Annotated in this window: 14 protein-coding genes, 1 tRNA gene and 2 pseudogenes; 14 read left to right on the forward strand and 3 right to left on the reverse strand. The window is 57.6% G+C overall.

From position 1 onward, the window contains the following. Positions 1 to 65: 65 nt before the first annotated feature. Positions 66 to 473, forward strand: coding sequence for a nitrite reductase (NAD(P)H) small subunit (locus ACQ4V8_RS19860; RefSeq protein ID WP_436572055.1), 408 nt, complete (start codon positions 66 to 68; stop codon positions 471 to 473). Positions 474 to 549: 76 nt separating this feature from the next. On the opposite strand, the gene ACQ4V8_RS19865 is transcribed toward ACQ4V8_RS19860, so the two are convergent. Then, the gene (locus ACQ4V8_RS19865; RefSeq protein WP_010401169.1) at positions 550 to 1,611 is read right to left on the reverse strand and encodes a 3-deoxy-7-phosphoheptulonate synthase; all 1,062 of its coding nucleotides are present in this window, start codon (positions 1,609 to 1,611) and stop codon (positions 550 to 552) included. Positions 1,612 to 1,795: 184 nt separating this feature from the next. Between ACQ4V8_RS19865 and ybiB the strand changes: the two genes are divergently transcribed. From ybiB to ACQ4V8_RS19900, 7 genes are all read left to right on the forward strand, one after another. Further along, complete coding sequence (gene ybiB, locus ACQ4V8_RS19870; RefSeq protein WP_436572056.1) at positions 1,796 to 2,800, forward strand: DNA-binding protein YbiB; 1,005 nt, start codon at positions 1,796 to 1,798, stop codon at positions 2,798 to 2,800. A 41-nt stretch (positions 2,801 to 2,841) separates the two neighbouring features. Continuing rightward, the gene (locus ACQ4V8_RS19875) at positions 2,842 to 4,071 is read left to right on the forward strand and encodes a BaiN/RdsA family NAD(P)/FAD-dependent oxidoreductase (RefSeq protein WP_436572057.1); all 1,230 of its coding nucleotides are present in this window, start codon (positions 2,842 to 2,844) and stop codon (positions 4,069 to 4,071) included. Between the two features lie 183 nt (positions 4,072 to 4,254). Further along, positions 4,255 to 4,467, forward strand: coding sequence for a 30S ribosomal protein S21 (gene rpsU / locus ACQ4V8_RS19880; protein WP_008451879.1), 213 nt, complete (start codon positions 4,255 to 4,257; stop codon positions 4,465 to 4,467). A 334-nt stretch (positions 4,468 to 4,801) separates the two neighbouring features. Further along, positions 4,802 to 5,254, forward strand: a complete 453-nt coding sequence (locus ACQ4V8_RS19885; RefSeq protein ID WP_010401159.1) for a GatB/YqeY domain-containing protein — start codon at positions 4,802 to 4,804, stop codon at positions 5,252 to 5,254. A 130-nt stretch (positions 5,255 to 5,384) separates the two neighbouring features. Continuing rightward, positions 5,385 to 7,181, forward strand: a complete 1,797-nt coding sequence (gene dnaG / locus ACQ4V8_RS19890) for a DNA primase (protein ID WP_436572058.1) — start codon at positions 5,385 to 5,387, stop codon at positions 7,179 to 7,181. A 464-nt stretch (positions 7,182 to 7,645) separates the two neighbouring features. Next, a complete protein-coding gene (gene rpoD / locus ACQ4V8_RS19895; protein ID WP_436572059.1) occupies positions 7,646 to 9,886 on the forward strand; it encodes an RNA polymerase sigma factor RpoD in 2,241 nt (746 codons plus the stop codon). A 108-nt stretch (positions 9,887 to 9,994) separates the two neighbouring features. After that, a tRNA-Ile gene (locus ACQ4V8_RS19900) sits at positions 9,995 to 10,073 on the forward strand. Positions 10,074 to 10,264: 191 nt separating this feature from the next. Here the strand turns inward: ACQ4V8_RS19900 and ACQ4V8_RS19905 are convergent. After that, positions 10,265 to 10,516 (reverse strand): annotated as a pseudogene (locus tag ACQ4V8_RS19905) (integrase core domain-containing protein); the annotation flags it as partial. Positions 10,517 to 10,627: 111 nt separating this feature from the next. Between ACQ4V8_RS19905 and ACQ4V8_RS19910 the strand changes: the two are divergent. Genes ACQ4V8_RS19910 through ACQ4V8_RS19920 form a run of 3 tightly spaced genes read left to right on the forward strand, consistent with a single transcriptional unit; the run spans position 10,628 to position 11,989 of the window. Continuing rightward, positions 10,628 to 11,119: an Hcp family type VI secretion system effector gene (locus ACQ4V8_RS19910; RefSeq protein WP_436572060.1), complete on the forward strand. Its 492-nt coding sequence runs from the start codon at positions 10,628 to 10,630 to the stop codon at positions 11,117 to 11,119. Beyond that, a complete protein-coding gene (locus ACQ4V8_RS19915; protein ID WP_436572061.1) occupies positions 11,119 to 11,610 on the forward strand; it encodes a penicillin-insensitive murein endopeptidase in 492 nt (163 codons plus the stop codon). The genes ACQ4V8_RS19910 and ACQ4V8_RS19915 overlap by 1 nt, the downstream gene beginning before the upstream one ends. Beyond that, positions 11,591 to 11,989 carry a hypothetical protein gene (locus ACQ4V8_RS19920; RefSeq protein ID WP_436572062.1) on the forward strand — a complete coding sequence of 133 codons (399 nt, stop codon included), beginning with the start codon at positions 11,591 to 11,593 and terminating at the stop codon, positions 11,987 to 11,989. Before ACQ4V8_RS19915 ends, ACQ4V8_RS19920 begins: the two co-directional genes overlap by 20 nt. Before the next feature lie 55 nt (positions 11,990 to 12,044). On the opposite strand, the pseudogene ACQ4V8_RS19925 reads toward ACQ4V8_RS19920, so the two are convergent. Continuing rightward, positions 12,045 to 13,484: pseudogene (locus ACQ4V8_RS19925) on the reverse strand (IS3 family transposase). Between the two features lie 457 nt (positions 13,485 to 13,941). On the opposite strand from ACQ4V8_RS19925, the gene dsr1 reads away from it, so the two are divergent. Genes dsr1 through ACQ4V8_RS19940 form a run of 3 tightly spaced genes read left to right on the forward strand, consistent with a single transcriptional unit; the run spans position 13,942 to position 18,906 of the window. Beyond that, entirely contained in the window at positions 13,942 to 17,772 is a 3,831-nt protein-coding gene (dsr1, locus tag ACQ4V8_RS19930) for an anti-phage defense-associated sirtuin Dsr1 (protein ID WP_436572063.1), read from the forward strand. A gap of 33 nt (positions 17,773 to 17,805) precedes the next feature. Beyond that, positions 17,806 to 18,075 (forward strand): hypothetical protein, encoded by a 270-nt coding sequence (locus ACQ4V8_RS19935; protein ID WP_436572064.1) that lies wholly within the window; start codon positions 17,806 to 17,808, stop codon positions 18,073 to 18,075. 6 nt (positions 18,076 to 18,081) lie between these two features. After that, positions 18,082 to 18,906: a hypothetical protein gene (locus ACQ4V8_RS19940; protein ID WP_436572065.1), complete on the forward strand. Its 825-nt coding sequence runs from the start codon at positions 18,082 to 18,084 to the stop codon at positions 18,904 to 18,906. The last annotated feature ends 106 nt before the right edge of the window (positions 18,907 to 19,012 follow it).

Genomic DNA, 19,012 nt, shown 5'->3' on the forward strand with positions numbered 1-19,012 from the left:
GCCGGTGCTGGAGCTGGCACCGCTCTTGCTTAGGCTAGCGTGTGCCTTTTTCACGGGAGTTCGCGATGCCAGAACAATGGAAAATGATATGCCGCCTGAAGGACATGCCGCTGGCGCGCGCGCGCATGGTGCAGCGCGGCCTGGCGTGGCAGGACTTGCCCGCTGTGGCGCTGTTGCGCGCCTTCGATGACACGGTGTACGCGCTGCTCGACACGCTGCCCTGCCTGGGAGGCCCGCTGGCGCACGGGGTGCTGATGGAGAAAACCCTGGTGGGGCCCAACAATAGCTGGATCATCGAGCTCGAATCGGGCCGCCTGGTGGCCCCTGTGCAGGGCTTGGCGCGCCTGTACGCAGTGCGCATCATGGACGGGCGCATCTATCTGGATGTCAATGCACTCAATATCCCGGCCAGCAAGGCCGAACAGGCGTTGGCGGGAGCGTTCGCCGTGCTGCCGCATGTGCAGATGGCATAGGTGTTTGGGGTCAGACCCTCAATGCCGGTAACGCCAGGTTCAGCGCCAACGCAAGAGGGGGTCTGACGCCAGCTGTTTACTTCGGGCGATTGAGCAAATGCGCATGCGCGTCGCGCAGCATGGTCGCCGTGGTGTCCCAGTCGATGCAGCCGTCCGTGACGGAGCAGCCGTAGGTCAGTTGCGACAGGTCTTGCGGGATCTTCTGGTTGCCGCTAACGATGTTCGATTCGATCATCACGCCCACCAGCGAGCGGTTGCCCTGACAGATCTGGTTGACCACGTCAGCCATCACCAGTGGCTGCAGTTCCGGCTTTTTATAGCTGTTCGCGTGCGAGCAGTCCACTACCAGGTTGGCCGGCAGCTTGGCCTTGGCCAGTGCCTGTTCGGCGATGGCGATCGAGACTGAATCGTAGTTCGGGCGGCCGTCACCGCCGCGCAGGACCACATGGCCATATGCATTGCCGCGCGTGCGCACGATGGCCACATTGCCTTCGGCATTAATACCGAGGAAGGAGTGCGGGTGCGCCGACGACAGGATTGCATTTACCGCGATGCTGATGTCGCCATCGGTGCCGTTCTTGAAGCCGACGGGCGTCGAGAGGCCCGACGACATTTCGCGGTGCGTCTGCGATTCGGTGGTGCGCGCGCCGATGGCGGTCCAGGCGATCAGGTCGCCCAGGTATTGCGGCGAGATCGGGTCCAGCGCTTCGGTGGCGGTGGGCAGGCCCAGTTCGCACACGTCGAGCAGGAACTGGCGCGCCTTTTCCATGCCTTCGTTGACCTTGAATGAATCGTCCATGTACGGGTCGTTGATATAGCCCTTCCAACCCGTGGTGGTACGCGGTTTTTCGAAATACACGCGCATCACCAGCAGCATCGTATCCTTGACTTCCTCTTGCAGCGCTTTCAGGCGGCGCGCGTAATCGAGGCCGGCGGCGGGGTCGTGGATGGAGCAGGGGCCGACGACGACGAACAGGCGCTGGTCCTTGCGGTCGATGATGTTACGCAGTGCTTCGCGGCCGCGGCTGACGGTGTCGAAGGCGCTCTCGGACAGTGGCAGCTTGGCGTGCAATTCGGCCGGCGTCGGCATGGGCGCGAAGGAGGTGACGTTGATATTTTCGATGTCTGGCGTATTCATGATTCTGGCTCGGCTTTCGCTAATGCGTTCTTTAAGAGGCATTAGTGTAGCGGAAATGCCGCCTGGCGGCGTGTCTGGCTGCGGCCGCACTGCCGCTCGTGCAAAAATGGCGTGAAGACCTTGCACAGGCGTCCAAGCGCGGCGCGGGCCCGTCGGCACGGGAAAATGCGTGTAAGCTGGCGCCATGACGACTGTTTCCATACCCCATACCGATGTGGCCGGAGAGCCATTCCCCGCTGCACGTTTCATCAAGGAAATAGGACGCGGCAAGAACGGTGCGCGCAGCATGACGCGTGACGACGCCCGCGCCCTGTACCGCGCCATGCTCGAGGGGCGCGTGTCGGACCTGGAACTGGGCGGCATCTTGCTGGCGATGCGCATCAAGGGCGAGTCCGTGGACGAGATCGCCGGTTTCCTCGACGCAGCCGAAGCGTCCTTTGTGCCCGTGGCTGCGCCGTCACGTGAACATGCATCCGGGTTCGCGCCCATCATCATTCCCAGCTACAACGGCGCGCGCAAGATGGCCAATCTGACGGCCTTGCTGGCGCTCCTGTTGGCGCGCGCGGGCGCGCCCGTGCTCGTGCATGGCGTCACCAGCGACCCGGGCCGCGTCACTACGGCTGAAGTGCTGGCCGCGCTGGGCGTGCCGGCCTCGCTGGACCATGCGCAAGCCGAGGCCGCCATGGCGCGCGGCGCAGTGGCCTTCTTGCCGATAGATGCACTGGCGCCGCGTCTGGCACACATGCTGTCGCTGCGGCGCGTGCTGGGCGTGCGCAATTGCACGCATACGCTGGTGAAAATCATGCAGCCCTTCGCCGGGCCTGCCCTGCGCCTGGTGTCGTACACGCATCCGGAATACCTGGAAATGCTCGGTGAATATTTCCTGACCGCCTCTGATCCTGCGCGCGGCGACGCTTTCCTGATGCGCGGCACGGAAGGCGAGACGGTGGCCAATGCCAACAAGGCACAGCAGATCGACTGGTTCCATGGCGCTGAGCGTACTGTGCTGGTGGAAAAACAGTTGCTGGTGGCGAGCTTGTCGGATTTGCCCGCCGAGCGCGATGCGGCCACCACCGCTGCCTGGATCGCTGCCGTGCTGCGCGGCGAGATGCCGGTGCCGGCGTCGATTGCCGAACAGGTGGAGCAATGCCTGATGGCATCGCGGCAGATTGCATCGCGGCCGCGCTAGCCGCGTCGCCGCAGTTTACAATGGCGTCTTTGTAATCAGCGGTGAGCGGAATTCCTATGGCAAAACAATTTGATGTGGCAGTGATCGGCGCGGGCGCGGCCGGCATGATGTGTGCGGCTGTTGCCGCCCAGCAAGGCAAGCGCGTGGTGTTGATCGATCACGCGGCCAAGTTGGCCGAAAAGATCCGCATCTCCGGTGGTGGGCGGTGTAATTTCACTAACGTTAGCACCACCCCACAAAATTTCCTCTCGGAAAATCCGCATTTCTGCAAGAGTGCGCTTTCGCGCTACACGCCGCAAGATTTCCTCGCGCTGGTGAAAAAACACCGGATTGGCTATCAAGAAAAGCACAAGGGCCAGTTGTTTTGCAATGAATCGGCCGAGCAGATCATTGAGATGCTCAAGGACGAGTGCGCCGCTGGCGGCGTGCATTGGCGCATGCCATGCAAGATCGATAATATTATCCCGCAAGACGATGGCGGCTTCGTGCTGCAGACGGACAGCGGCGACATCGAGACGGCCAGCATCGTCATCGCCACGGGCGGCTTGTCGATCCCGAAGATCGGCGCCACCGATTTTGCTTACCGCGTTGCCAAGCAATTCGATTTGCGCATGGTCGAGCCCCGTCCGGCCCTGGTGCCGCTGACTTTCGATGCGGCAAGCTGGGCGCCGTTCGCGGAACTGTCCGGCATCGCCCTGGAAGTGGATGTGGAGACGGGCAGCCTGAAAGGCCGCAAGGCGACCGGCGCGCGTTTCCGCGAAGATTTGTTGTTCACCCATCGCGGCTTGTCGGGGCCGGCGATTTTGCAAATTTCCAGTTACTGGCTGCCCGGCGCGCCCATCGTCATCAACCTGCTGCCGGAAGTGGATGTGGCGCAGACCTTGATCGAAGGCAAGGGTACCTTGAAGAAGCAGCTGGGCAATATCGTCGCGCAGTGGCTGCCACAGCGCCTGGCCGATTGCCTGCTGGCCGTCAACGGCCTGGCGCCGGACGCGCGCATCGCCGACATGCCCGACGCGCAGCTGCGCAAGCTGGCGCAGGCCATCAATGCCTGGTCCATCGTGCCGAACGGCTCCGAAGGCTATCGCAAGGCGGAAGTGACGCGCGGCGGCATCGATACGCGCGAGCTGTCGCAGCAGACCATGATGGCCAACAAGGTGCCGGGCCTGTATTTCATCGGCGAATCGGTCGACGTCACGGGCTGGCTGGGCGGCTACAACTTCCAGTGGGCTTGGGCTTCTGGCATGGCGGCTGGTATTGCCTTGCAGTAAGCTAATCTGTAACATGGGGTGCTGGCGCAAGGTGCGCCGTCTCCCATGCGTGGTTTACGCCACATTCCGGCAGCGATCGCACGCTGCATGCCGCATGCAAGTGGGGGAGGGGCTTCCCTTTTCGAATAAAAGCTGCTACTATCTATCTCTTCCTATACACCACCTCAACGGTTTGAATTTTACATGACCACTATTCGCCTTAAAGAAAACGAGCCGTTCGAAGTCGCAATGCGTCGCTTCAAACGCACCATCGAAAAAACTGGTCTGCTGACCGAATTGCGCGCACGCGAATTCTACGAAAAGCCAACGGCTGAGCGCAAGCGCAAGCTGGCAGCTGCCGTAAAGCGTCATTACAAACGCATCCGCAGCCAACAACTGCCGAAAAAATTATTCTAAGACTGTTCAGTCAGAACCAACCCGGGTAGTTCGGCGCATTGTACGCCACGGGTTTTGTTTTGATTCGCCTGAAGTGATACTTCAGATGAGTCGCATGCCCGCTCCGGTTCGCCGCAGCGGGTTTTCGCTTTTGTGGCTGCCTGCTGAGAGCGCTTAACAGAAGCGTAGTGAAGCGCGGTGAATTGCGCTGAGAAGCGCAGCTGCGCGAATGCACGGGGCTGCCGAGGCGGTCGCAAATCGCGACCCGTAGTAGCCAGTAGCCAGTAACTTTTATTAGGTGCTCTTAGTGCGCGCACACCAGCATCGAATTCCACTTACCAACACGAGGATTGCCATGAGCTTGAAAGAACAAATTACCGAAGACATGAAAAACGCCATGCGCGCCAAGGAAGCGGGCAAGCTGGGCACGATTCGCCTGTTGCTGGCGGAAATCAAGCGCAAGGAAGTCGACGAACGCATCGAATTGACGGATGCCCACGTGACGGCCATCGTGGAAAAGATGATCAAGCAGCGCAAGGATTCGATCACCCAGTTCGAAGCCGGTGGTCGCGCCGACCTGGCCGACATTGAAAAAGCCGAGCTGGTGCATCTGGCGGGCTACATGCCTGCCGGCCTGTCGGACGAAGAAGTGGCGGCTGAAGTGGCTGCCGCCGTGGCCGCCTCGGGCGCCGTTGGTCCGCAAGACATGGGTAAAGTGATGGCCATCGTCAAGCCGAAGCTGGCTGGCCGCGCCGACATGACCGTGGTGTCCGCGCTGGTCAAGCAAGCCTTGACGCCGGCAGCGTAAACATACAATAGTAGTACGCGGCTGCCGGCCCATGCCGGCAGCCGCTCAAATCGCCCACACGTTGACCTGGCTCAACTTCAGGCCGCGTGCGGTAGTATAGTCTGACCTATAACAAGACCCGCCCTAGCCAGTGATACCTCAATCCTTCATTTCCGATTTGCTCAACCGCGTCGATATCGTCGATGTCGTGGGCCGCTATGTGCAACTGAAAAAAGGTGGCGCCAATTTCATGGGCTTGTGCCCGTTCCACAGTGAAAAATCGCCCAGCTTTACCGTCAGCCCCACCAAGCAGTTCTATCACTGCTTCGGCTGTGGCGCGCATGGCACCTCGATCGGCTTCCTGATCGAGTACTCGGGCATGGGCTTTGTCGATGCCGTCAAGGACCTGGCGCAGAACGTGGGCATGGTCGTACCGGAAGCGGATGACAAGATCCCGCCCGCCCAGCGCGCGCAAATCCAGGCGCAAAGCATGGCCCTGTCCGACGCCATGACGCAGGCTTGCGATTATTACCGGGGGCAATTGCGCCACGCCCCGGAAGCCATCGCTTACCTGAAGAACCGGGGCTTGACGGGCGAAGTGGCCGCTCGCTTCGGCATGGGTTTTGCACCCGGTGGCTGGGACAACCTACGTTCCGTCTTCCCCGATTACGACGTCGTGGCCCTGGTCGAGGCCGGCCTGGTGATCGACAAGGTCGACGAGGATGGCAACAACCGCAAGCGCTATGACCGTTTCCGCGAACGCATCATGTTTCCGATTCGCAATACCAAGGGCCAGGTCATCGCCTTTGGCGGCCGCGTGCTCGACCATGGCGAACCGAAATACCTCAATTCGCCTGAAACCCCCTTGTTTTCCAAGGGCTTCGAACTATATGGGCTGTTCGAGGCGCGCCAGGCGATCCGCGACGCCGGCTATGTGCTGGTGACCGAGGGTTATATGGACGTGGTGGCGCTGGCGCAGATGGGATTCCCGCAAGCGGTGGCCACGCTGGGCACCGCGTGCACGCCCACGCACGTACAAAAACTGCTGCGCCAGACCGATAGCGTGATTTTCAGCTTCGACGGCGACAAGGCTGGCCGCCGCGCCGCGCGCCGTGCGCTCGAAGCGAGCCTGGCCCACGTGTCGGATAATAAAACCATCAAATTCCTGTTCTTGCCATCGGAACACGATCCGGACAGCTATATCCGCGAATTCGGTGCCGAAGGTTTTGAGCAGCAAGTGTATGAAGCCATGCCGCTGTCGCAGTTTTTGCTGAAAGAAGTGTCGGGCGAGCATGATTTGTCCGAGCCGGAAGGGCGCGCCCGCGTGCAGTTTGACGCCAAGCCGCTGCTGCAGCTGATGGCGCCGTCATCCCTGCGCCTGCAGATCGTGCGTGGCCTGGCGCAGCTGACGCAGTCCACGCCGGCCGAGATCGAAGCCTTGTTCGAGCTGGCCAAGCCCGTCGCCGTGGCGCGCCGCGCGCCGCCCAAATCGGGTCGCCCTGTTCCTGTCGGGCTGGAATTGAAGATCATGCGCATGCTGGTGGCGCATCCACCGCTGACCATGCGCATAGACGAAGCCGCGCTGACGGCCTTCCAGCACCTGGGGCCGGACGCAGCCCACAGCCTGGGGCAGCTGGTAGCCGTGGGCCAGGCGCTGGGCGAGCATGGCAGTTTTGCCGCCTTGGCGCAGCAGTTGAAGGAGCTGGGCAGCGAATACGACGAGATCATCGGCGAGATCGCGGCCGGCACGGAATCCGATTACGACAGCGAGTTGTCGTGGCTGGTAAGCACCATCCGCGAGATCAAATTGAATGCCTTGAAGGCGGAATTGCAGCAATTGTTTGCGTCGGGTTTGCCATCGGAGAAAATTGGTGTACGCTACCGCGAAATCACGCAAGAGCAAGGCGAGCTGGAGCGTGAGCGCGATGCTGAGTTGGTGAATCGCTAATCTTGCTCTAGGGGTATGGCGCGCACTGGAAAAACATTTTTCGCGTGCTATAATTAAATGCTAAGTATTGTGTGCTTTGGCAAGCTAGTTCTATTTCGTAAATAGTGTTTGTTTTCAGTAAGTTAGGCTCTTGATCGGCGCGGTGGATCGTGTCGGCAGCCAGAGCCAAATGGCGTTTTCGGCGTTGCGGGCAAGGCTCGCAGACGCTGGCAAGCCGCGCCAGGCTCTCGCTCCCAACGCGGTCGATGCAGCAATTTTTGCCGAGGCGGCTGGCAACAGCCGGTGGACAGGAATTGCTGCGCTTCCCGCGGATCGTGGCCGATGAGGTGTAAGTAACGTAACAGTGTCGAACTTGCGTTGTCGGCAGGTTCGAAGATGGTGGTTCCCGCCGGCAGAGGGGGAACTGGCAGCAAACTTTATCCTAATCCACCGTAAAGCAAGTCGTTGTGTAATCGAAAGCGCCTGTGCCAATCAAGAAACCCGAATCCAAAGCGGCTGCAAAGCCCAGTAAAGTTACCACGAAAGCCGAAAAGGCGCTCGACCGGCCCGAAACGCGCGTGACCAGCGCGCCCGTGGTCAGCCAGACCACCGACGCCGCCACCCTGGCGGCCATCGATACGTCCGGTTATGTCTTGCCGTCGGTGAAAGTACCAGGCCGCCGCGGCCGCAAGCCAAAAGAATTCCAGCCAGAAAATGATGAAGTCGCCGCCCTGAACGCCGTCGAGCGGGCCGAGCTGAAGGCCGTCGACAAGGCCAAGGCCAAGGACCGCAAGGCAAAAGAGCGCGCGCTGCTGAAGGACGCCTTCTCGTCCGACACGGAAGCGAGCGAGGAAGAGCTCGAACGCCGGCGTCAGAAACTCAAGACTTTGATCAAGTTCGGCAAGGAACGCGGTTTCCTCACGTATGCGGAAATCAACGATCACTTGCCCGAAAACATCGTCGATCCGGAAGCCATCGAAGGCATCATCGGTACCTTCAATGACATGGGTATCGCCGTCTACGAACACGCGCCCGATGCGGAAACGCTGTTGCTGTCCGATAACGTTGCCGTTGTCACCAGCGATGACGAAGCGGAAGCGGCGGCCGAGGCCGCACTGTCGACCGTCGACTCCGACTTTGGCCGCACCACCGACCCCGTGCGCATGTATATGCGTGAGATGGGCTCGGTCGAGCTGCTGACGCGCGAAGGCGAGATCGAGATTGCCAAGCGCATCGAAGATGGCTTGAAAGACATGATCCAGGCCATTTCCGCCTGCCCAGTGACGATCGCCGAAATCATCGCCGCCGCCGACCGCATCGCCAACGAAGAAATCAAGATCGACGAAATCGTTGACGGCTTAGTCGATGAAAACGAACCGGTCGCCGCCGCTCCTGTCGTGGCCGCTGTCGTTGAAGATGACGAGGAAGAAGGCGAAGCGGAAGAAGAGGAAGTTGGCGAAGAGGAAGAAGCCAGCGTTTCCGGCGCGGCCGGCTTCTCGGCCGAACAGCTGGAAACCCTGAAACGCACGGCGCTGGAAAAATTTGCCGTCATTTCGCAGCAGTTCGACAAGATGCGCCGCGCCTTTGAAAAAGAAGGCTACAACTCCAAGCCCTACGCCAAGGCGCAGCAAGCCATTTCGCAAGAATTGCTCGGCATCCGCTTCACGGCCAAAGTAGTAGAAAAGTTGTGCGATACCCTGCGCGGCCAGGTCGACGAGGTGCGCCATATCGAGAAGCAGATTCTCGACGTGGCCGTGAACCGCTGCGGCATGCCGCGCGCACACTTCATCAAGGTCTTCCCGGGCAATGAAACCAACCTCGACTGGGTCGATGGCGAAGTCAACGCAGGACACGCCTATAGCGCCATCCTGGGCCGCAACATTCCTACCGTCAAGGAACTGCAGCAGCGCCTGATCGACCTGCAGGCGCGCGTCGTCTTGCCGCTGCCGGACTTGCGCAACATCAACCGCCAGATGGCGGCCGGTGAAATGAAGGCGCGCAAGGCCAAGCGCGAAATGACGGAGGCCAACTTGCGCCTGGTCATTTCGATCGCCAAGAAATACACGAACCGTGGCCTGCAATTCCTCGACCTGATCCAGGAAGGCAATATCGGCCTGATGAAGGCCGTCGATAAGTTTGAGTACCGCCGCGGCTACAAGTTCTCGACTTATGCAACCTGGTGGATACGCCAGGCCATCACGCGCTCGATCGCCGACCAGGCCCGCACGATCCGTATTCCCGTGCACATGATCGAGACGATCAACAAGATGAACCGCATTTCGCGCCAAATCTTGCAGGAAACAGGCGCAGAACCCGATCCGGCCACCCTGGCGGTCAAGATGGAGATGCCCGAGGAGAAGATCCGCAAGATCATGAAAATCGCCAAGGAGCCGATCTCGATGGAAACGCCGATCGGCGACGACGACGATTCCCACCTGGGCGACTTCATCGAGGACAACAACACCCTGGCGCCAGCCGACGCAGCCCTGCACGCATCCATGCGCGGCGTGGTCAAGGACGTGCTCGATTCCCTCACGCCACGCGAAGCGAAAGTGCTGCGCATGCGTTTCGGCATCGAGATGTCCACCGACCACACCCTGGAAGAAGTGGGCAAGCAATTTGACGTGACGCGCGAGCGCATCCGCCAGATCGAAGCCAAGGCGCTGCGCAAGTTGCGCCACCCATCGCGCTCCGACAAGCTGAAAAGCTTCTTGGAAGGCAACTAGTCGCCAATAGGGCTTGACGTACGCCCCTGATACCCCTATCCTCGCGTGTCCGTTTCTAAAACGGCCGCGCGAGGCGGGCATCAACCGCAGCGCCGCGCAGCAGTTCCCGGGCCTCTAGCTCATGCTTGGTTAGAGCAGCGGACTCATAATCCGTTGGTGCCGTGTTCGACTCACGGGAGGCCCACCAGACAACAAAGCCGCAGCATGGAAAAATGTTGCGGCTTTTCTTTACGTCCTGTTGTACGGCAAAGTTGTACCCATCTAGATTTCAAGCCACAAGGCAACGAGAGTTGTTGGAAAAATAACGGCCATGTGCCCACTTGCGGAAAATACCCCCAAGTATATTCCCCTGAGACATATACTGAATCTGAGGCAATAGATGTCAAGACCTGCCTGGTTATAGACGCGTTTAACGAATAAATCCGGCTTCTTTTGCTGCCATTTTTTCATCGCCTGAATCGGTGTTTCATTATCCAAGGCGCGTTGGGGGATGTTGTGGTTGTAGATTTTCAGATAGCTTCGTAGCGTCGACTCGAGCTCGGCCCTAGAGCCGAAAAGGGTCTGGTTGACGATCTCGCTGATGCGGTCATTGAAGCGCTCGACCATGCTATTGGTTTGCGGATGGCGTGGTGTCTTGAAAATACTCGTTTATTGCACAGTGCTTGACACGTCCCAATTCGACCAGGTGAAGCCTGACCAACAATGTCTTTGGTATTCCCCAAATTACATTCGGGAGGCATTATGGCAATCGATGTGTACCTGCAAATTGATGGTATCAAAGGCGAGTCGGCAGACTCGGCGCATCAGGGTTGGATCGAGATAACGTCGGCCCATTGGGGAGTGGCGCAACCCAAAAGCGCCACGGCATCAACGGGTGGCGGTCACACGGCCGAAAGGTGCCAACACCGAACGCTTTCGATCAGCAAGCTCGCGGATCTGGCCTCGCCGATCTTGATGCAGACTTGCTCGATGGGGCGGACGATCCCGAAAGCCAAGCTTGAGTTCATGCGTGCCGACGGTCAAGGCACGCCGGTGAGGTATTACGAAGTCGAGTTGGAGAATGTGCTGATCGGTAACATGGATCAAGTGGTGACCGAGGGTAGCATTCTGCACGATTCTATCGGCCTGAAATTCTCGAAGGTGAAGTGGCGCTACACTCAGCAGAAAATCGCTGGTGGTACCGGCGGCAACACGGCCGGCGGCTGGGATCTCTCAACCAACAGGGTGGCGTGATGGAATCAAAAATTCTTCAGCTCCAACCCAAGGATTCACGCAAATACTTCATGCTTCCCCAAGCCCCGCAGGATGCTGGCTACTACGTCTACGGCTTGCTGAATGGTAGGCCAAGTGGCGGAGAGTATCAGTATGCGCATCCTTCGATGATGACCGCGATTCTACGGGTGGAAAGAGAATGGCAGGCCATCGATGATCGCCGGTTTGGCGTCGGAGATATCAGTTTGGCAGGTGGCATAGCGACACCGGACCACCAAACACATAAGAACGGGCTGGAGGTGGACGTGCGCCCTTTACGTAAAGATGGGCGTGAGGCGGGGGTACGCTGGACGGACACTAAGCACTATGACAAGGACGCAACTGCCATACTAATTGGGCTATTCCGTATCTTTGCCCCGGTCGTCCTGGTCTATTTCAACGACCCTCTCGTTCCGGGCGTCAGCAAGATGGTCAAACACGACGACCATTTCCATGTACTACTTCGAGGTTGAGATGCGAATATCGACATGGCTGGCCTTCGGCGCAACAGCACTGCTATCGTGGGCGTATGCCGCAGAGCCGTCGGCTGCCTGGAAACCACTTCGTGCGAGCTTCACCATTTTCGCCGGACAGCAACTGGCAGAGCGTGAAGCGCCAACGGCGAAAGACCGCAAGCTGGCTATCGCTATTGAAGGCCAGCCTGCGAGAGAGATTTTTGATTCGATTGGCCCTGATCGCCACCCGACATGTAGTCAGGAGAAGGGCGACCGTGATCGCCGCAAGGGCGGCGTGCAGTGCACCTTCAGCCCGAAGGGGGATGGAAACGGCTACCGATGCTGGATTGGGGTCAATCTCCGAACCGGGGGGAGCATCGCGACCGTGAGCTGCTAGGCATTTTGTCGGCGGGGTCGGAATCTTGCAAGCTAGTTGTTGCCGATTAGGCCATTCATGCAGCTTTTCGTAATTGCGTTTTTCCTTCAAGGTTGTCAGTGGTTTTGTCCGGATTTAAATGCACGACGGCGACCGGTTTCCAATTGCGCGTCGGACCGCTCCAGCGCTCAGGGCGATTGCGTTTCGCAGCCTCATACACGTCGTTGCGCGCGGCCAGAAGGGCCGTATCAAGGCCGGCGTGGCGCTGCATTGGCGTCACGAAGCCGATGGCGCTGTGGCGGTGTTCTTCGTTATACCAGTGCACAAAGGAACCGACCCATTGGCGTGCTGCCAGTAAGGTTGCAGACGGGCGTCGCGGATACGCTGGTCGATACTTCAACGTCTTGAACAGCGCTTCGGAGTACGGGCTGTCATTGCTGACGGCCGGTCGGCTGAACGATGGCGCCACGCCAAGCTCCTGTAACGTGGCCAGCATGCTTGCACCTTTCATAGAGCTACCATTATCTGAGTGCAGCACCACCTGGTCAGGGGCGATTCGCTCACGGGCACAGATGTCGCGCATCACTTCGCTCGCCAGGTCCGAGCTTTCAGCGTTGTAGATCTGCCAGCCAACGATTTTACGGCTGTAAATGTCCATGAACAGGTACAGGTAAAAGTAAATGCCTTTGACGTCTGTAGGCAAATAGGTGATATCCCAGCTGAACAACTGGCCGGACGCAGTCGCCCTCAAGGCTCGCGGTTTGCTGCGTGCCTTGGCCGGCTGCATGGCACTACGGTGCTTGAGTTGACCTGTCGCCTTCAAGAAGCGGTGGAACGTCGATTCGGATGCGATATACACGCCCTGGTCGGCCAGGCGCGGCACGATCTGGCCCGGTGGAAGATGACCAAATTCGACCGAGTTGGCGACCGTCAGAACCTGTTCTCGTTCCTGATCGCTGAGACGGTTTTTCGGCGTCTGCACCCGCTCTGGACGGCCATCGCCAATGCCCTTGATCGCGTCGTTCTTCCAGCGCTGCAAGGTGCGTCCGCTTAACGAAATGACCTCGCACGCACGCTCCTGCTTCGGCGATCATCGTCATCACATTGTCGCGCTGCAGGATCGAGGTCATTTGTCCTCGTTTTCCTGTTTGAGTACTCGCAACTCGGCGGTGCCGGAAACAGCGTCTTTGCTTGGCGCGCAAAAGGCGGCCTGCCAGCTCGTTAAATGGTGCGAGAAGATGCCTTTTTCGCGGCACTAGGCCTGCTTCGCTTCCATCGATAGCCCATGAGTTTCCTGCAGTGCCGCAAGCTGCTCGGCAGCTGTCCAATCCTGTGGCCGTTTCTCTACTGCGCCAGCGACGGCACTGGCGTTGATTGATTTATTTTTCATCCAATATTTTAACGTATGGTGATTCACGTTCAGCTCCTCGGCCACCGCATTGACCGATTTGCTGCCGCGTGAAAATACCTTCACCAAGGCTTGCTCAATAAATGCTTCAGGGTATTTTGTCGTCATTGTTGTCTCTCGTTGATAGTCACTTCCGAGGCAACAACCAGCTGGCATTCAAATCTGCGCCACTGCGCCGAACTCAGTTCCGACTCGACCAATCAACACGCCGCTACAGCGATAAAATTGATCAGGAGGATACCGGACAGGTAGTCTGACACATAGGGCTAGAGGCGAAATCACATTCCGAAATTCCTATGTGGTTTCGCTGCCATAGGTCAGCTCCGTCTTCTCTGTTTGACCGCTAGCTGAGCTTGAAAGTGTTCAAAAAACGGTGGTTTCCTGGACGTCAAGAATTTTCTTGCCGAACATTGCCGTAATAGCTATCAAACTGATAAAATTTCGATAATTTTTCAACGTCTTCCACCTATCAATGAATCAATGTGTGCTGCTGTTCACTAATACATTTGTCAATGTCGCACCGCTGTTCGCGACGCTTGGGCAGTTTTTTACTGAAAGGCATTGAGTGCAGTTCGTCCCCCACGGTCCCGATATCCCCGATACACTCTTGCAAGCGCACGAGGAAGGCCGTGTGGTGTTTTTCTGTGGCGCTGGCGTTTCTTATCCCGCCGGTCTGCCAAGTTTCAAAGGTCTGGTGGAAGATATCTACCGGCTGAGCGGCACGGCGCTCTCAGATGTCGAGCACGCGGCGTTCGAGCGCGGGCAGTTCGATGCCACACTAGATCTGCTGGAGCGGCGTCTACCTGGACAGCGGTTGGCCGTCCGTCGTGCATTGGTGCAGGCATTGAAGCCTAAACTCCGCCGCAAGGGGGCCATCGATACACAGGCGGCGCTGTTGCGCCTGGCTCGCAGCCGCGAGGGGGCGCTTCGTCTGGTCACCACCAACTTCGACCGCGTATTTCACGTTGCGGGCAAACGCACGGGCCAAATTTTTCAAACCTACGCAGCACCGATGTTGCCGATCCCAAAAAACAGTCGCTGGAACGGGCTGGTCTATCTGCACGGTCTATTATCCGAGAAGGTGGACGACACGGACCTGAACCGCCTAGTTGTTACCAGTGGTGATTTCGGTTTGGCCTACCTCACCGAACGCTGGGCGGCACGCTTTGTGAGTGAGCTGTTTCGCAACTACGTGGTCTGCTTTGTAGGCTACAGCATCAACGACCCGGTACTGCGCTATATGATGGATGCACTAGCAGCAGACCGGATGCTGGGCGAAGTCACGCCTCAGGCTTGGGCGCTGGGTGATTGTGAGTCAGGGCAGGAGTCTAGGAAGACAATCGATTGGGAAGCCAAGGGCGTCACGCCCATCCTCTATAACGTACATGCAGGTAGCGACGGTCATTTAGCGTTGCACCAGACTCTGCACGCTTGGGCAGACACTTACCGAGATGGAGTGCAGGGCAAGGAAGCAATCATCGTCAAACATGCCCTAGCCCGGCCACAAGACAGCGCGCAGTCAGACAACTTCGTCGGCCGGATGCTGTGGGCCTTGTCGGATAAATCTGGACTGCCGGCCAAACGATTTGCTGATTTCAACCCGGTCCCATCACTGGATTGGCTACTGGAATCTTTGGCGGATGAGCGTTTTGGGCACGGCGACCTGGCGCGATTTGATGTGCCGCCGCGCGAAGAGAGCGATGCGAAACTGCGCTTCAGCCTGATTCGTCGGCCCGCACCGTATGACCACGCCCAACCTATGCTGCTGGCCTCAGGAGGCGTCACCGGCAGCCAGTGGGATGACGTTATGTTCCACTTGGCCCGCTGGCTGGTGCGTCATCTGAATGACGCGAGACTGCTCATATGGGTTGCTGAGCGAGGTGGGCAGTTGCACGACCGCTGGACTTGGCTGATCGAACACGAACTAGATCGCTTTGCTTCACTGGAGCGTGACGGCAAAACATCCGAGTTGAATGAAATTCGCTTGCACGCCCCCATGTCCGTTCCTAGCCCCTTGATGCGCACCTTATGGCGCCTTCTGCTGAGCGGTCGAGTGAAATCACCGTGGCACGATCCCGATCTGTATCGCTGGCAGGGACGTCTCAAGCGAGAGGGGCTGACCACCACACTGCGCCTGGAGTTGCGCGAACTGCTCGCGCCTATGGTAGCCTTGAAGAAGCCGTTTCGCTGGACCGAGGGCGACACGAGTACTGACGAACCCACGCGGATCAGGCATTTAGTGGACTTGGAACTCGTGCTGGCCGTTGATCATGTGCATTCGACTCTGCGTGACCTCGCCGACGAGCACTGGGTGACTGCCTTGCCATTGCTGCTTGAGGACTTACAGCAACTGCTGCGGGATGCGTTGGACCTCTCGCGCGAGCTGGGTGAGGCCGATGACCGCAGCGACCGCTCTCACTGGCATCTTCCCTCCATCACACCACACTGGCAAAACCGGGGTTTCCACGACTGGGTGAGTCTGATCGAATTGCTGCGAGATGCGTGGATCGCAGTTCGTGGAAACGACGGTGCGCGCGCGACGCGAATTGCGCATGCCTGGTTCGAGTTATCGTATCCTTCCTTCAAACGCTTGGCCCTGTTTGCCGCCAGCCAGGATGACTGCATCCCGCCTGAGCATTGGGTAGATTGGCTATTGGCCGACGGCACGTGGTGGCTGTGGTCCACGGACACCGGACGGGAGGTGTTTAGATTGTTCGTTCTGCAGGGGCGGCAGTTGGCGGGAAGCGTTCAGGAACGTTTGGAGGCGGCCCTCCTTGCAGGCCCGCCACGCGAAATGTATCGGGATGATTTGGAGCCGGATCGGTGGCAAGAAATAGTGGCTCGCTCCGTTTGGTTGCATCTGGCCAAACTGAACGTATCGGGCCTCGCGTTGGGGGCGACCGCAGCGGCTCGCCTGGCAGACCTGTCCAATGATAATCCACAATGGCGGCTGGCAGCCAACGAGCGTGACGAGTTCTCGTACTGGATGAGTGGTACCGGTGATCCGGACTATGAGGACAGTCGTGATGTCGATATTGCACCTCGAAAGCGGTGTGATATTGTTCAATGGCTGAGAAAGCCGGTATCCGAACAGCGGCCGTTTTACGAAGATACATGGCGCGACGTTTGCAGCACCCGCTTCTTTCACAGCCTGCTCGCGCTAAGCGATCTGGCACAGGATGGCGTATGGCCGGCCGGCCGCTGGCGCGAGGCACTGCAGGCCTGGGCTGAAGAAGGCGCGGTTTTGCGCTCCTGGCAGTACGCCGCACCGCTGGTGCGGACCATGCCCGATACCGTACTTCAGGAGACTGCACATGCTGTCACTTGGTGGATAGAGGCCGCATCCAAGTCGAGCAGCCGCCACGAGGACATTCTGCTTGATCTGTGCCGCCGTGTGCTGGAGTTACCGCTGGAAGCAGACGCAGGTTCTCGCATCATCCGAAATGGCGTCGAAACCTATGACCCTGTCGGTTCCGCGATCAACCACCCCGTCGGGCATGTCACGCAAGCCCTAATCAATCTGTGGTTCAAACGGAACCCCAACGACAATGATCTACTTCCAGCCGATATCGGCCCCGTCTTCACCAACTTGTGCGATATGCGTGTGGACCGGTTCCGCCACGGTCGTGTACTGCTGGGATCGCGACTGATCGCATTTTTCCGTGTAGATCGCCCTTGGACCGAGCAATACTTGTTGCCGCTGTTCAGCTGGAGCAATCCAGTCGAAGCAAAAGCCGTGTGGGAAGGCTTCCTCTGGTCGCCACGCTTGTACCAGCCCTTGTTGGCGGCTTTCAAACCGCAGTTCCTGGATAGCGCAAACCACTATGCCGATCTTGGCGAGCACCGCCAGCAGTTCGCGGCGTTTCTAACATATGCGGCATTGGGCCCGACTGATGGATATGCAGAGGAGGAATTCCGATCGGCGATTGGCAAGCTGCCGCAAGCAGGGCTGGAAGAATCCGCAACGGCGCTTTCGCAAGCGCTTGAAAGTGCCGCCGATCAGCGTGAGGACTATTGGAAGAACCGCGCCCAGCCGTTCTGGCAACAGGTCTGGCCTAAGTCTCGCGATCTGGCCACCCCAAGAATCGCTGAATCACTGGCCCGGCTGGTCGTTGCCGCCCGGGGCGAATTCTCGACGGCCTTGGCTGCTGTGAAGGACTGGCTGCAACCTATTGAACACCCGCACTACGTCGTACATAAACTGCACGAATCTGACCTGTGCAGACGATTCCCTGTGGAAGCATTACAGCTACTGAATGCCGTGATTGCCGACCAACAGTGGGGCCCCCGGGAGTTGGGGCAATGCCTGGACGAGGTCGTCCAAGCAGTACCGCAGCTTGCGCAAGATGCCCGTTATCTACGGCTCCGAGAGTATTCTCGGAAGCGGGGGATTTGATTTGACGGTGCGGCTTCACGCCGCAGTGCGATCATGAACTATAAGGAGGCCAGTCAATCGTCAAACACGCCGCAGCAAGTCGTCGGTGAACTCAAGGCGTATCGAGGCGTGCAACGTACCAGATCAACAGCGGTTCAGCCAAGCAGTTGCCTACCTGTCCATATGTTGTCGCCATCAAATTTTACCGATGCTCGATTAAAAGCTAAGAGTCTCAGAATTCAGAATGCTAAATATAATGAAAAGATTATTTTTAATATTTTTAGTCAATCTGGAAAATTAAAATCCTTCTTTAGCGGATTATAAAAATAAATGAAACTAGTTTCTGAAAAATACAGAAAACTTCGCCCTGACCCACAATTGTTAGCAGATGAAGTTGTAATTAGTCAAGCCTGGAAAAAGACTCATGGTTATATGCGTACGCATAATTGGTATGCGGACACCCTTGAACTTGATATCTCTGCTCTTGCAATCGAACAGAATTCAAAAGCTTGGGCTAAAACTTTATCGAGTGGACGGATTTCTTTAAATCCCCTTGAGCTTGTGCCTGCCGCAAAAAGTGAGATATGGATTCTCGATCAAAATTCAGGCTGGGTTCCTAAAGAAACGAAAAATAGAAGAAATGCTCCGCCTATAAGGCCTCTAGCCCACCTTACCGTCAGAGATCAGACTTGGTCAACTGCGGTAATGATGTGCCTTGCTGATGCAGTGGAAAGTGCACAAGGAGATTGCTCAATAAAAGATGCACTTTTAGCACAAAAAAGAAAAGTTTATAGCTATGGAAATCGCTTACTTTGCGACTGGAAATCAGGAAAAGCATGGTTTAGATGGGGAAATGGTGAGACATACAGGAAATTTTTTACCGATTATCAAACTTTTTTGAAACGACCCATCGAAATTGGGCGAACAGTTGCAAGTAGTCTGAGTGAAACTGATCATGTTTTTATTGTAAATTTAGACTTGTCTAAATTTTATGACAATATTGATAGGGAAACTTTAATTAAGAGACTGAAAGCTATTTCAGTAGAATATGAGGAAATGGACCTTTCAGAGAAATTTTTCAAAACAACAGAAAAGGTTTTAAATTGGAAGTGGAGTAATGCCGCAGTTGAAACTGCAGATTCGTTAGGTGTTTAGTTTCGTGCGATCATATTCCTCGTCGCAGCATGGCCCTGTTTCGGGCCAAAGCTGTGCTTGACGAGTTGATCGGCGGTTTGCCACCGAGATCGTCCCACCAGTTTCA

Origin of the sequence: Janthinobacterium paucivorans, from assembly GCF_051380805.1 — a bacterium.
Lineage (GTDB): Bacteria > Pseudomonadota > Gammaproteobacteria > Burkholderiales > Burkholderiaceae_D > Janthinobacterium > Janthinobacterium lividum_D.